Annotated in this window: 10 protein-coding genes and 1 pseudogene; 7 read left to right on the forward strand and 4 right to left on the reverse strand. The window is 44.9% G+C overall.

Annotation, left to right across the window (positions count from 1 at the left end; genetic code table 11):
* Nucleotides 1–80: 80 nt before the first annotated feature.
* Nucleotides 81–611: an energy transducer TonB gene (locus DWW90_RS14575; RefSeq protein ID WP_233547769.1), complete on the forward strand. Its 531-nt coding sequence runs from the start codon at nucleotides 81–83 to the stop codon at nucleotides 609–611.
* 164 nt (nucleotides 612–775) lie between these two features.
* Here DWW90_RS14575 and DWW90_RS14580 read toward each other — a convergent pair whose 3' ends face one another.
* Entirely contained in the window at nucleotides 776–3,106 is a 2,331-nt protein-coding gene (locus DWW90_RS14580) for an ATP-dependent helicase (protein WP_122345478.1), read from the reverse strand.
* Between the two features lie 37 nt (nucleotides 3,107–3,143).
* Nucleotides 3,144–5,390, reverse strand: coding sequence for an outer membrane beta-barrel family protein (locus DWW90_RS14585; protein ID WP_122345479.1), 2,247 nt, complete (start codon nucleotides 5,388–5,390; stop codon nucleotides 3,144–3,146).
* A gap of 221 nt (nucleotides 5,391–5,611) precedes the next feature.
* Here DWW90_RS14585 and DWW90_RS14590 point away from each other — a divergent pair, with 221 nt between their 5' ends.
* From DWW90_RS14590 to DWW90_RS14605, 4 genes are all read left to right on the forward strand, one after another.
* On the forward strand, nucleotides 5,612–6,541 hold the full coding sequence (locus DWW90_RS14590; RefSeq protein WP_115500318.1) for a helix-turn-helix domain-containing protein: 930 nt from the start codon (nucleotides 5,612–5,614) through the stop codon (nucleotides 6,539–6,541).
* A 104-nt stretch (nucleotides 6,542–6,645) separates the two neighbouring features.
* A complete protein-coding gene (locus DWW90_RS14595; RefSeq protein WP_122345480.1) occupies nucleotides 6,646–7,686 on the forward strand; it encodes an acyltransferase in 1,041 nt (346 codons plus the stop codon).
* 3 nt (nucleotides 7,687–7,689) lie between these two features.
* Nucleotides 7,690–8,865 carry a DUF418 domain-containing protein gene (locus DWW90_RS14600; protein ID WP_122345481.1) on the forward strand — a complete coding sequence of 392 codons (1,176 nt, stop codon included), beginning with the start codon at nucleotides 7,690–7,692 and terminating at the stop codon, nucleotides 8,863–8,865.
* Nucleotides 8,866–8,870: 5 nt separating this feature from the next.
* A complete protein-coding gene (locus tag DWW90_RS14605) occupies nucleotides 8,871–10,172 on the forward strand; it encodes an alpha-L-fucosidase (protein ID WP_122345482.1) in 1,302 nt (433 codons plus the stop codon).
* Between the two features lie 14 nt (nucleotides 10,173–10,186).
* Here DWW90_RS14605 and DWW90_RS14610 read toward each other — a convergent pair whose 3' ends face one another.
* Nucleotides 10,187–12,007, reverse strand: a complete 1,821-nt coding sequence (locus DWW90_RS14610) for a beta-L-arabinofuranosidase domain-containing protein (protein WP_353890116.1) — start codon at nucleotides 12,005–12,007, stop codon at nucleotides 10,187–10,189.
* A 371-nt stretch (nucleotides 12,008–12,378) separates the two neighbouring features.
* On the opposite strand from DWW90_RS14610, the pseudogene DWW90_RS14615 reads away from it, so the two are divergent.
* Nucleotides 12,379–13,353 (forward strand): annotated as a pseudogene (locus DWW90_RS14615) (serine hydrolase domain-containing protein); the annotation flags it as partial.
* Nucleotides 13,354–13,559: 206 nt separating this feature from the next.
* On the opposite strand, the gene DWW90_RS14620 reads toward DWW90_RS14615, so the two are convergent.
* On the reverse strand, nucleotides 13,560–14,339 hold the full coding sequence (locus DWW90_RS14620) for a DUF6624 domain-containing protein (protein WP_122345484.1): 780 nt from the start codon (nucleotides 14,337–14,339) through the stop codon (nucleotides 13,560–13,562).
* Between the two features lie 112 nt (nucleotides 14,340–14,451).
* Between DWW90_RS14620 and DWW90_RS20960 the strand changes: the two genes are divergently transcribed.
* A complete protein-coding gene (locus DWW90_RS20960) occupies nucleotides 14,452–14,586 on the forward strand; it encodes a hypothetical protein (protein ID WP_255418876.1) in 135 nt (44 codons plus the stop codon).
* Nucleotides 14,587–14,595: the final 9 nt, after the last annotated feature.

The raw sequence follows: 14,595 nt of genomic DNA on the forward strand, positions 1-14,595 counted from the left end.
AGCATTGTAAGGAAAATGTAAAAGAACTACCCCCAAGAAATATCGGGTGAGCCGTCTTACCACTAAAAAAGAGAATTACGATGTTAAACAAAAAAAGAACAAACAGTGTCAGAAAAGTAAAGTATCTGGCACTGATCCCGATGGCCGCAGGCTTGTTGTTGCTCAATAATATTGATGCAATGGCGCGAGTATTGAATGAAAAGGTAACAGATGTTATCCAGTTGCCGGCTCTTGAAACAGTTGTTTCCGAAACGGAAATTGCCGATCCGCTTCCTCCCGGCAAGGATAAGATTTACGATTTGGATAAATGTGATATTAAACCGGAATTCCCAGGCGGAGAAGGAGCTTTATTGCAATTTCTTGCTAAAAGTATAAAATATCCGGTAGAAGCTCAAAGATTAGGAAAGCAAGGCACAGTCAATATCTCATTTGTTATTGAAAAAGACGGAATGATTACAAATGCTAAAATAGTACAACCTTTATATCCTTCATTGGATAAGGAAGCCTTACGAGTAATAAATTCCATGCCGAAATGGACTCCGGGAAAGCTGAAAGACGGAACGGTTGTCCGCGTACAATATGCTGTTCCATTAACCTATAGATTACAATAGTTTAAAGTATTTCCCTTTTTGAGTCGGACACAAAAAAGGCACGCAATCTTCAAAATGCTGCCAGGCGAAAACGAAGATTACATGCCCCACACTCCTCTCAAAAAGGGAGATAATGCCTCAAAGATAGGAGATTCATTCCAGAATATCAATCGATTTACCTGAATTTATTCGACTATAGCCAAGCGGGCAAACTTCAAAAGCAGTTGCTTTTGTCCGAAATGGGTAAATGCAACAGTAGCTTTAGCATTGCCTCCATCCCCTTCTATTGCAGTGACTTCGCCTTCACCGAAGCGATCATGCCGGACTTTGGCTCCCACATACAAACCCGAAAGATCGGAAGCCGGAGCCGAGGAAGGAGAAGCAGCCGCTGTTTCCACCTTTGTCAGACGCGATTGCCGTTGTACGGCTTGGGCAACCGGAGAAACATACGTTTCCCTTTCCACGGCCTTCGGTTGTTGGAAAGGAGAAACAAAAGCAGACGGACGCTCAAAACGTTCACGTGAAGCGGCCGATGAATCTGTCGCAACGGTATTTTCCGGCATATGCAAATATTTAGTATCGATATCCCGTAAAAAACGGCTGGGCGAACACATCGCACTTTGTCCGTTCCGGTAACGGCTCTTGGCATAGGTCAACATGCAGTTCTCTTCCGCACGGGTGATAGCGACATAAAAGAGACGGCGTTCTTCTTCAACCGCCCTCGGATTATCCTTCGACATTGACGACGGGAACAAGTCTTCTTCCAAGCCGACAACAAAAACATTCTTAAACTCCAACCCTTTGGCGGCATGAACCGTCATCATCGTCACTTTGTTAGCCTGCTCGTCCTTATCGTTATCCTGATCCGTCAACAAAGATACTTCAGACAAAAAATCGGCCAGCGAAACATGTTCCGCCCCTTCTTCACGCCTTATCTCGCAGAACTCGGCAATACCTTTCAACAACTCCTGCAAGTTCTCCTGTTTACTGATCCCTTCTACCGACCGGTCTTGAAACAAGGTACTCACAATACCGCTTTCTTTGACCACTGCAGAGGCCATTTCTTCTGCAGACAATTTATCGTTCCTTTCGATAAAACCGGCAATCATTTCCCGGAAATCCCCCAGTTTCTTTGCTGTTCCATTATTGATCTGCAAGGCATATCCGATCGGATCATTCAATATGGTCCACAGACTGACATTATGCTCCGTTGCAGCCGCCGTCAGCTTACCTAAAGTCGTCTCTCCTATCCCGCGTGCCGGATAGTTTATGACCCGTTTGAACGCCTCCTCGTCGTGCGGATTAATGATCAGACGCAGATAAGAAATGACGTCCTTCACCTCCTTACGCTGATAAAAAGACAGGCCACCGTATATCTTATAAGGGATTCCCCGTTTACGCAGCGCCTCTTCGAGGATACGCGACTGGGCGTTGGTACGATACAGAATGGCAAAATCAGCATAATCATAGTTCCGCATACGCATATCGTTGATTTTGCCGGCAACCGCATATCCTTCCTCATAATCAGAATAAGAGGCTAATACAGAGACTTTGTTACCTTCCTCCTTTTCCGAATAAACCGTTTTCTGAATCTGTTTCGTATTCTTATGGATCAAGCTGTTTGCTGCGTTTACAATATTCTGCGTAGAACGGTAATTCCGTTCCAGCTTGAAGATGCGGCACCCCGGATACTGGTTCTTAAACTGCAGAATATTATCGATATTCGCCCCGCGGAACGAATAGATACTCTGTGCATCATCCCCGACAACACAAATGCGGCGGTGCGTCTCGCATAAACGCTGTACGATCAGATGCTGGGCAAAGTTCGTATCCTGATACTCGTCGACCAGTACGAAACGGAAAAAGCTCCTGTACTTCTCCAACACATCCGGATGGTCGCGAAACAGGATATTCGTCTGCAACAGCAAATCGTCAAAATCCATCGCCCCGGCCTGCAGGCAGCGGTTCTGATACCGTTTGTATATCTCGCGCACCAGAGGGACTTTTGAATCCATATCATGTTGCACCAATTCCTTATTCTGTTCATAAGCCTTCCAAGTGACAAGTGCATTTTTTGCATTCGAGATACGACTTTGTATCATTCCCGGCCGATAGACCTTATCGTCGAGCTGCATTTCCTTCATGATGGAACGGAGCAGGCTTTTGGAATCGGTTGCATCGTAAATGGTAAAGTTGGACGGATAACCGATATGCTCCGCTTCATTCCTCAGAATACGGGAAAAAAGGGAATGGAACGTCCCCATCCACAACCGGCGCGCCGTCTGTTCGTCCGTCAGAGTGGCGATACGCTCTTTCATCTCGCGAGCCGCCTTATTGGTGAATGTAAGTGCCAGAATGCTCCAGGGCGGCAATCCCTGTTGTAGTAAATAAGCTATTTTATAAGTCAGCACGCGCGTTTTTCCCGACCCGGCTCCCGCGATCACAAGTGAAGGGCCTTCCGTATAGACAACCGCTTCGCGCTGACTTTCATTTAGTTGTTTCAGATATTCTTCCACGTGTCTTGCGTATTTAAAGACACAAAGGTACGATTTTTTATTTATCCTTTCCTGTCAGGTCATCATTCTCGATACTGCGTGCCGCCTTCCTGACTTTTTCTTTCAGATTGCCAAAACTATAGCTAAACGTGATACCGAATGTCCGGCCGAACTTCTTTGTCTTTTGGCGGGATTCAAAATCTGCAAAAGACTCTTTGCTTCTCGACACATGGTAAGATTCCGCAAAATCCTGTCCGCGCAAGGCAATCGTCAGTTTATTATTCAGGAACGTCTTTCCTAAATAGCAACTATAGAAATAATAGGTTTCCGGCACCCGTCCGATACTGATCTCCGGACGCATGATACCGGATGAAAGGACAAACCTCCAGTCACGCCCTAACTTCTGGCTGAAAGTGGCAAAGGCAGATCCGCTGAAACCGGAGTTACCGCCTTCCTGGAAATACGCCTCATACTTCTTCACCGGGTAAAAATCGAGATATTGAAAGATTGCATTCAAAGAAACGGATGTTTTGGGAGTCGGGTTATATCCCATATATAGCGTAAGGGCGCCCGCATTGAATTTCGAAAGATTTGCATACGTCCTGTTCAGCACGCCTTCCTCGTCGAGAAACTGATACGCGCTGATCGTACCGTTTCCCCGGGAATAGAGTACTGTTGCCTGCACATTCAGCTTCGACCCGAAATAGCTGTACGACAAGTTGAAACGGTGGTTCTTTTCGGCAACCAGCTCCGGATTTCCATACCTGATACTGGTCCCGGATATCAGCACATAAGGATTCAGGTAACCGATTCCCGGACGCCGCAAACGGATATTATAGGCAAGGCGCAACTGTTGCCGGTCACTCAGTTTATACAAAACAGACAGTGACGGAACCCAATGTGTCGCCCGGTAATCGAAGTCCGTGCCGTTTCCCTGTTTATAATTTACATCCTGCCAGGAATGTTCCATTCTCAACCCGCTATTCATACTCCAATTACCGAAAGAAAACGTATAACCGGCATAAGCAGCCATAATATTCTGTATGTGCTCATATTCAATCTCCGGTTGAAAATCGGCAGGCTGCCAGCTCTCCGATTCCAGGTTTCTCTTTTCGGACAACGCCTCGCTCCTGTTGTTGCGGCGGATGTATTTCAGGCCGCCTTCCAGACGGTGCTTTTCACGGAAAGGATTTACATAATCCAGTTGCAGCGTATGTTCCCGTCCATTAGCCTGGTTGACCTGCTGGTTGAAGGCGTTCAGGTATTGGAGAGAGGGAGAATCCCCTTTCTTATCCGTAATATCCAGATACTGTGTGACGTCATCCGGCATATAATCATATTGCCAGGAAGCAGTCAACATCTCCTCCTTATTCCGTTTGAAAAGATGCTGAAAGTCGACTTTAACCGAACTGCTTCCCCATTTCTCCCGTTCGTCCGAAGTCTGATTGTAGGCATAGACAGGATGGTTTCCGGAATCCTGCATATCATAGCCGCTATGGGAAGTTTCCTCATTACGTGCAATATTCAAAGAAGCCGAAACTGCTATCAGATTCAGCGTGTCTATCTCATAACTGGCCTCCAATCCGCCGAAGTGCCCCGGAGTCTTATCTTTGGTTGACGATAAGACCTGCAGATAGGATTCTTCCGGCGTGTTAAGCTGGTGCCGTCTATAATCCGTCTCCATTTTCATCCGGTAGTCACTGAAAGAATAGTTGGCGGAAAGCGATAATTTCCCGTATTTCATCGTACCATAGCCGCCAAACATCCGGACTTGGTTCATGACCAAAGCCTGCACACTGGCATTATAGCCCTCGAAATCCGAATTCTTTGTCACGATATTCAAGATGCCGCTTACCCCTTCGGCATCATACTTAGCGCCGGGATCGGTTATCACCTCAATCTTTTTTACCGTTCCGGCGGGAATACTGCGTAAGACTTCTTTCGGGTTGTTGGACAGGATATTCGAGGGCTTCCCATTCATATATATACGGAAACTGCCACTCCCGTTGACCTTCACATTGTCATCTCCGTCTACCGTCACCATCGGAACCTTCCGAAGCATCTCGAGAAGCGTATTCGTTTTGGAATCCGGATCGTCGGCCACGTTATAGGAAGTCTTATCCACCTCCGCCTTTACCAGCGGTTTGGAAGCAACAATGCTGATCTCTGGAAGAGAATCGAGCAGCGACGGCTGGACACCCAATGAATCGGCAGCAAACTCCTTCAACTCATATTTCTTTTTCTCCTGTCCTGCCGTCCCTGCAACAAAAAGGCATGCAATAAATAAATACAATAATTTTTTCATCTGATCTTTTCACCTTTAAATAACAGAGGCAAAAGTAGACCTTCCGCCAAGCGACATCATAAATAAAAGCCGTACAACTGCCTGACATTTATCTGACAAATCCATGACATCCGGTCATTCAGCCTATTCCTGACGATTTTGAGGTTTCAGGGCATTACTTTCTATAATAAATCCCTACCTTCGAACGTTAGTTTTATCAAATGATGCAGACAGAAAGAACGATGAACACACGATTAACAGCTAATTTATCCTTATTATTCACATTCGTCATGCTGGCGCTCTCGTTCAGCTTTGGCTTTCATAACTATACCCAAACGCAACGGGCGATCATCAGCGATCTGAACCAGGCGCTACAACAAACCATCATGCAAAAAAGCCATCTGTGGATGAGCCAGGACAGTCTCCGGACTTACTCGCACCTGTCTTCATTATTCGGGAATCCCGTCTCCATCGAGAGTTATAACCGTGATTTTGCGGAAGCACTCAGCTTCTCCGAACTGAAAAAGGAGAAAACAGGGCTGATTATCCAAGTCAAAAACCAAAAAGAAGCAGTTAACCCGCAACCTGTTACAGGAAAGGAACTGTCCGAGCACTATCTGGCAAGCGATACGGTCATCTGGCTATCGGCACAAGTTCCGGCCGAAGATTCCCTGCAAAATAACCTGGGTATCTCTTTTCAGGGCTATGCAAACTGTTCGCCTTTAGACACATTCGGCCTGATGAACAAAACATGGCCGGTTATTTTCCTGCTACTGGCTGTTGCTTTTGCAGTAACAGCCTTTTTCCAACTCCGTCACAAAGAAGAAAAAGAAACGACGGAGAAGGCCGACGAGCCTGAAATCTCATACGGGAACCTGACTTTATCCTGCAGCAAAAACTATTTCTATAAAGAGAACAAAGACAAACTGAAGCTTACTCCCCAACAATATTCATTAATGGAGATGTTCTATTTATCGTCGACACACATCCTGGCACGGACTGAGATATGTGAGACCTTATGGCCTGGGAAAATCAACGCTGACGAGACCTTAAACACCCTTATCCGCAGGCTCCGGCCCCTTATCGAAGAAAACACGAATCTGAAAATCACGACCGACCGAGGACGTGCTTATATATTGGAACTGCAAAGCGAAAAGCTATCTCAGCTTTAAGTTGAGTTACTTTTAGTAGGCATATGTGGTATGTCCAAGCATACTTTTCGTATATTTGTCGTATTTATTTGACATATATATGAAAAGACGATAAGCATTGAATTATGATTAATACATTAACATCGTTGCGATTTATATTCGCAATAATGGTTTTCGGAGCACACTGTTACATAATCAACGACTTTTTCAATACCCATTTCTTCAAAGAAGGATTTGTCGGTGTCAGTTTCTTTTTTGTATTAAGCGGTTTTATCATAGCATATAACTACCAAGAGAAACTACAAAAAAGCACTATAACGAAACGTTCTTTTTGGATAGCACGCATAGCTCGCGTTTATCCCCTGCACTGGCTGACATTATTTATTGCTGCAGGTTTAGGTGGCTATGCCATAACATCCGGGATTGTGGACTGGCTCAAGCATTTTTTAGCTTCGCTCACATTAACAAATGCCTATATACCCAAAGCTGACTATTTTTTCTCGTTCAACAGTCCTTCGTGGAGTTTATGTTGCGAACAGCTTTTTTACATTTGCTTCCCATTTCTTATACCATTGACAAAGAATTACAAGCGCTTGCTTTATGTTTTTGGATTTATGGCCATATTGATTTTTATTGGTATGTACTTTACACCGGAAGAGAATATAAAAGAATATTGGTATGTCAATCCGATAACCCGTTTTCCGGATTTCATTGTCGGCATGTTACTATTCCAATTATATGAACGGCTAAAAAATAAGGACATTACTTTTTTACAGGGAAGTCTATTTGAGATCACAGCTGTAGCAGTGTTCTCCTGCTTCTATTTCTATGCAGCCGAAATCCCCAAAGTATATCGCTATTCCTGCTACTATTGGTTACCTGTTGCAGCCATTTTACTAAGCTTCTCACTCCAAAAGGGAGTCATTTCGCGTATTTTGTCTAACCGTGTTTTTATTATCGGAGGAGAAATCAGTTACAGTTTTTATCTGATACACCTTCTTGTACTACAGCTTTATGTAGAATGGCAAAAAAGCAGTACTACTCAGATCGCATGGTACATTTCGATACCCGTTCTTTTCTGCACGGTTATTCTATTAAGCCTGCTTTCCTATTACTTCTTTGAAAAGCCGGCGAATAAAAAAATTAAAACAATGCTAAATAAATAACTCATGGAACAACTGACAAACAAAAAAACTCGTATTGAAGTCGTGGATGCTTTACGCGGCTTTGCTGTAATGGCTATTATTCTGGTTCACAATTTGGAACATTTCATATTTCCGGTCTATCCGGCCAGTTCCCCTAACTGGCTTCATATCTTAGACCAAGGTGTTTTTAACGGAGTATTTACCCTTTTTGCCGGCAAAGCCTATGCCATTTTTGCCCTCCTGTTCGGATTTACATTCTACATTCAATGCAATAATCAAAAGAAACAGGGCAAGGATTTTGGTTATCGCTTTCTGTGGCGATTGGTCCTGTTGATTGGTTTTGCCACATTAAACGCTGCCTTTTTCCCGGCTGGAGACGTTTTGCTTCTGTTTGTAGTAGTCGGATTAGTGTTGTTCCTTACTCGAAATTGGAGTGACAAGGCTATTATCATAACGGCCGTTATTTTCTTGCTACAACCGGTCGAATGGTATCACTATATTGCCAATCTGATAAATCCGGCACACCAGCTACCCGACCTTAAAGTAGGTGAAATGTATGCTGAAGTGGCGGAATACACCAAAAACGGAAGCTTTTGGGATTTCATTTCAGGCAATATCACGTTAGGACAAAAAGCCAGTTTCTTGTGGGCCGTAAATGCCGGACGTTTTTTCCAAACAGCCGGATTGTTCCTTTTAGGCTTCTACATCGGAAGAAAGCAACTTTTCGTAACCACAGAGAACAACCTTCGTTTTTGGGTAAAAACCCTGATAATATCTGCTATTGCATTTGCTCCCCTATACACATTAAAAGAGCTTATTATGGGGAACGACGCAATTGTACAGCAAACTGTCGGAACTGCATTTGACATGTGGCAAAAGTTAGCTTTCACATTGGTCCTGGTTTCGTCTTTCATTCTACTTTACCAGAGCCGGAAATTCAGTCAGGCTGTCAATAATCTGCGTTTTTACGGAAAAATGAGTCTGACCAACTACATAACCCAATCCATCATTGGAGTAATCATTTACTTTCCCTTCGGTTTGTACCTTGCTCCTTATTGCGGATATACGGTTAGCTTACTAATTGGAATTTTCACATTCCTTTTGCAGATAAAATTCAGTAAATGGTGGTTAGGCAAATATAAACAAGGACCGTTGGAGTCTATTTGGCATAAATGGACTTGGATAGGTACAAATAAATAATATAAATGAAAAAGAGAGTATTAAGTCTATTATTGACAGCCAGTCTTGCCTTCCCGGCACTGGCACAAAAGGAGTATGTTCCCGTTCCGGAGAATGTACAGGCAAGAAAAGAGTTTCAGGATAATAAATTCGGTATTTTCCTCCACTACGGCATCTACAGTATGTTGGCGGACGGAGAATGGGCGATGCATAACAAGAATCTCAATTATAAGGAGTATGCCAAATTGGCGGGTGGCTTCTATCCGTCCAAATTCAATGCAGCCGAATGGGTTGCGGCAATCAAGGCATCCGGTGCCAAGTATATTTGTTTCACAACCCGCCACCACGACGGTTTCTCGATGTTCGACAGTAAATACACCGACTACAACATAGTGAAAGCAACCCCTTTCAAACGGGATATTGTAAAAGAACTGGCGGATGAATGCCATAAACAAGGCATCAAAATCCATTTCTACTATTCCCATATCGACTGGTACCGGAATGACTATTACCCGCTCGGACGAACCGGCCACGGAACAGGACGCACGACACACGGGGAGTGGAAAACCTATTACCAGTTTATGAATAACCAACTGACGGAACTGCTGACCAACTACGGTCCGGTTGGCGCTATCTGGTTTGACGGCTGGTGGGACCAGGACCAGAACCCGGGCTTCGACTGGCAATTGCCCGAACAGTATGCCATGATACATAAACTGCAACCGGCCTGCCTGGTCGGGAACAACCATCACCAGACGCCTTTCCCCGGCGAAGACATACAGATCTTCGAGCGTGACCTGCCCGGAGAAAACAATGCCGGGCTTTCAGGGCAGGAAGTCAGCCCGCTCCCGCTGGAAACCTGCGAAACAATGAACGGTATGTGGGGATATAAGATCACCGACCAGGATTACAAATCGACAAAAACACTGATCCATTATCTGGTGAAAGCCGCCGGAATGAATGCAAACCTGCTGATGAACATCGGCCCGCAACCTAACGGGGAACTGCCTGCCATTTCTGTCGAACGCCTGAAAGAAATGGGAGAATGGATGAAGATATACAGCGAAACGATCTACGGGACCCGCGGCGGCATCGTTCCTCCTCATGACTGGGGCGTGACGACACAGAAAAGCAACAAACTATACGTCCACATCCTAAACCTGCAAGACAAAGGTCTTTTCCTGCCCATCACAGACCAAAAGATCAAGAAAGCAGTCATGTTCACAGATAAGACACCCGTCAAGTTTACGCAAGACAAGCAAGGTGTTGTCCTGAAACTGGCAGAAGTACCGACAGACATCGACTATGTGATAGAACTGGATCTGTAAAACAGGATATTCTTTTATTGATTATACGGTTTATAAGGCGAATACATCACATTCAGTGTCTTGGGCAGCCATACCCGGTAACGCTGTGTCTTGTCCCAAGTATTACCGGCTGATGCAAAATCGCAGAAATGAATCTGTTTGGGGGCGCGATCACCTTCAAGATCCGTCCCCAATACCATCGGAGCCGTAAAAGCCAACCAGGCAAAACCTGGTGCAGCCACAGGAGTCAGCTCGACATACCCGTCTTTGCTGACGATAATAGACGTTTCATCTACAAAACCATCTCCGAAACGACTATCACGGGCCAGGACGACAGGGCCTCGGACAATGGCCTGCGCTTGGTTTTTCTCTATCAGACGGGCACGCAGATCCAGCTCGATGCTTATCCGGTCACCCTTTTTCCATTTGCGGTTGAGAGGCAGGTAGGCCCCTTGCAAAACACCGCTTTCCGGCTGTCCATTCACAGAAACCGTCGCCATCTTACTCCATGCCGGAATACGCAAAGCAATCGTAAAAGCCGTTTCTTTAGCAGGATTGACTTCTATATCGATCCGGTCTGTTGCCGGGTAATCCGTGGTTTGCTTCAATTGAACCGATTTCTTGCCGGGCAAAACCAGATCGGCTTCGGAAGGAGCATAAAAGTTGATATGTACACAATCGTCCTGAACCTGATAAGCAAATTGCGGAATCATAGCAAAGGCACGCGGTCCGTTCGCATTACAGCAATTAATATGCATCCCGCACTGTTCTTCCCCTTCATGGCGCCAACCTTCCAGCGGGCTATATTTTGCAATCTGGGAGGCATCCGCCTTCAACGATGCCATCAATGCATTATAAATGGCCGTCTCCATATAATCGGCATACAAAGAATTGCCCGTAACACCCAATAAACGGTTGCAAAGCTGCATCCAGGTGAAAGTCACACAAGTCTCCATCGTATGGTAAGTCGGCTGCGTCTGGCGTTCTTCTCCCCCATACCAGCATTCAAAGGCGCTACCCGATCCGGCGACATTAATCTCTTCCCGGATAATATGCCCGACTGTTTTTTCCACTACGGAAAGATAGAGCGGATTGCCTGTCACTTTGTATAGTTCCAGCAAACCTTCATAGCAGGACATCATTTCATAAGCCTTTTGCCCGTTCTCACGCGAAAACCAGGTTTTAGGATGCGGGAAACGGTTCGCAACGGGAATATCTGCAATGGCTTTACTGATCAACTGCGGACCTCCGGCTGTTTCCCATTGTCCGACAATATATTTGGCAAAGTCGAGATAGCGCGCTTCTTTTGTCCGGTTATACAAGTACATCACCGGTTCCAGGATGGAAGAACTCGGCATACCGACATAATTTCCTGTCGAAACGATATCAACCTTACCGGGACCAACCTGTGTCATCAAATGGTCGACCACTTTACAGGCCGCATCCAATGCTTTCTTATCGCCCGAGAGGTCATACCAGGCAATCAAACCTAAAGAGGTATATTTACGTCCCCATACATCCCATTGCTGCAACTGATATTCCGGCGCATAGTTACCGATATATCCGTTTGGCAACTGGGTTTCCATCAAAGATTCTGCAGCATTCTTTATGATCTGGTACAGTTCGGGATCCTGGTTATACCGGTAAGAAGCGATCGCCCCCTGTATCCATTTCCCCCAGAACTCGCTCTGCCAACGTGACTTTTCATCCTGGTGGCGGAAAGGTTCGACCAAATGATCCACATCCTGTGTTTTTACACGATGTGCGATACAATCATCTATACGGGTTCCGACATAACCGGATATTTTAACCTGTTTTACAGAAGAGTTATTGACGATTTGCGCCACACCTGTCATCGAACAGGAACAAGCCAACAGGATAGAAATACTTTTTACGCAGGACAAAATATTCATAATAAACGGATTTAAGAATTACGAAAGCAAAAATAAAAAGTAAGCGATAAAGACATAGTTACAAAATTGACAGAATACCTGCCATTTATGACAATTGATATTCAAGACAGTCCCATGACCGGTTACATTACGTTTTTATTTAACCTGGTATAATACACAGATTTTATTATCTTTGGAAGCAGAAAAGACTACACAATGTAATCTCTTACAATAAACATATATACATTATGAAAAAAGGCAAGATAAGCAAACTGATTTTCGGATGCATGGTATATGCATCAGTTCTTTCTTTTTCGGGACAAACAGGCACCGCACAGGATTTACCCCGCGCAGCAACCCCAAAGACAATGGTGAAGGCAATGGATAACTATCTGAAAGATGTGGAAAACTCCAAGCAGGACCTGCACAGCATCATGGTGCTCCAACACGGTAAAGTCATTGCCGCAAAATGGATGGGCGAAGGCGACGAAAACAAACCGCACGTATTAAACTCCGTCAGCAAAACATTTACAGCGACAGCCATCGGTTTTGCCGTTGCAGAAGGGAAACTGAAAGTGACGGATAAGGTCATCTCTTTCTTCCCCGATAAACTCCCGGCAGAAATCAGTCCGAATCTGAAAAACATGGAGATCCGCCACCTGCTGACCATGTCATGCGGGCACGATGCCGATCCGACCGGCTTGGTCCGCAAGCAAGAAGGGACAGACTGGGTTCAAGGCTTTCTGGCCATACCTGTCGTACATGAACCCGGTACATTTTTTGTATATAACAGCCTCGGAACCTATATGCTTTCCGCTATTGTCCAGAAAGTGACCGGACAGAAAGTGATCGACTACCTCACTCCCCGCCTTTTCCAGCCATTGGGAATCACGGGGGCTTCCTGGACTGAAAGCCCGCAGGGTATCAATTGCGGCGGCTGGGGATTGTATCTTAAAACCGAAGACCTGGCAAAGATGGGGCAACTCTTCCTGCAAAAAGGAAAATGGAACAGCAAGCAACTTTTACCGGAATCCTGGATCGAAGAGGCCACAACATCCAAAATAGCCTCCTTGCCTTCCGGAATGCGCCCCGAAAACCTGACAATGAAGCCCCAGGACAGCGATTGGTTACAAGGATACGGCTACCAGATGTGGCGTTGCCGGCATAACGGGTTCCGGGCAGACGGCGCAGCAGGCCAATACATTATCGTATTACCCGAAAAGGATGCCGTCATCGTAACAACAGCCAACATTAACGACATGCAAGCGGAAATCAATCTGATCTGGAAACATATATTGCCGGCATTATAAATAAATAACGGATAAACTCCGGTCCTCTATTGCATGTTACGGCTGTATTCTATTCATGTCACAGTTGTCTTCCTTGTATGTTACATTTGGATTTCTTGTGTTTCATAGCTGTGACATGAATAGCGGGCGGATATGGAAGGGGCACACATTCCGCATCATTCACTCTATCTGCCGGGTTGTTCCTTCCTTTACGGTTATAACCCTACTTATTCCGGTTTATTCTGATACCAACGCTGGAAAACGGTCCGGATCTCCGGTAAGTTCTTTTTATAACTATCCAAAGACCATTCGCAGCCAAAGTCCTGCATATAGTTGTTCAAAGGAGCAAGTCCGATCTCTTTACGCAATTCGTCGACTTTATCCGGATTCTCCAAAGGAACGATAAAGACTTTGTTGTTTGAAGTAATTGTCTGCGTACCATACACCTGGGGTTTACCTTGATTCATAAGAATGCGGTCTGTCAGGAATGCATAATGCCATCCTTTTGCATTTCCTTGTTTCACGGCCTCCTTCAAAAGGGGCAGATATTTGGTTTGCACCGTCAATTCATTAATATGCTGGATACAGAGAAAAAGAGTCTCGTTGGCATCCTCTCCTATGTCATCAATCCCCAACCAACCGTAAGCATCGATGATCTGCTGTACCCGCAAGCCGTTCTTTAAATCGATCTCACGCATAATCTTTCTTATATCCAACGTACGCTCGTCCTCCCTCCCATACTTTTTCATTGCATCCATCAAAAGAATTCGAATACTCTGATCCTTACTCCGGATATCATTCAGTTCATTCCGTATCCCGTATATTTCAGGGTCCATATCCTTCTCGATTGCATCGAGCAGTTTGACATAGGTCGCATTGAAAGCGGCAGTATCATGCGAGGCAAGATAAGAATAACAACTATCTTTCAGTTCCGATAAACTTTGCGCTTCAGCTGTTATGGCTGTGCCGGTAATGGCGATGATCAAACATATTATTTTCTTTCTCATGGTCGTTTCTTATAATATCTTTTTGAGTAACAAATATATGAAATATTTTTCCAGAGAATATGGGCAAGTGATTACATTATTCCTATATTTACAAAATCAATACTTAAAAATCATGGATGAATATATCGGAGCAGTCATAAAAGTCGGTGGAATCCTAATCGGGGGAGTCATGATTTTGTTTGTTATCTGGCATATCGTAAAAGATATATTGGATATAAGCGGGAAAGATTCTTCGGACGGGAAATAAACAGGAATA

Origin of the sequence: Parabacteroides sp. AF17-28 (assembly GCF_003479205.1) — a bacterium.
Taxonomy (GTDB): domain Bacteria; phylum Bacteroidota; class Bacteroidia; order Bacteroidales; family Tannerellaceae; genus Parabacteroides; species Parabacteroides acidifaciens.

Coding starts and splice junctions, on each gene's coding strand:
- DWW90_RS14610 (WP_353890116.1), bottom strand. CDS start 12,007: ATGACAGGTGTGGCGCAAATCGTCAATAACTCTTCTGTAAAACAGGTT.
- DWW90_RS14605 (WP_122345482.1), top strand. CDS start 8,871: ATGAAAAAGAGAGTATTAAGTCTATTATTGACAGCCAGTCTTGCCTTC.
- DWW90_RS14585 (WP_122345479.1), bottom strand. CDS start 5,390: ATGAAAAAATTATTGTATTTATTTATTGCATGCCTTTTTGTTGCAGGG.
- DWW90_RS14590 (WP_115500318.1), top strand. CDS start 5,612: ATGAACACACGATTAACAGCTAATTTATCCTTATTATTCACATTCGTC.
- DWW90_RS14600 (WP_122345481.1), top strand. CDS start 7,690: ATGGAACAACTGACAAACAAAAAAACTCGTATTGAAGTCGTGGATGCT.
- DWW90_RS14575 (WP_233547769.1), top strand. CDS start 81: ATGTTAAACAAAAAAAGAACAAACAGTGTCAGAAAAGTAAAGTATCTG.
- DWW90_RS14595 (WP_122345480.1), top strand. CDS start 6,646: ATGATTAATACATTAACATCGTTGCGATTTATATTCGCAATAATGGTT.
- DWW90_RS20960 (WP_255418876.1), top strand. CDS start 14,452: ATGGATGAATATATCGGAGCAGTCATAAAAGTCGGTGGAATCCTAATC.
- DWW90_RS14620 (WP_122345484.1), bottom strand. CDS start 14,339: ATGAGAAAGAAAATAATATGTTTGATCATCGCCATTACCGGCACAGCC.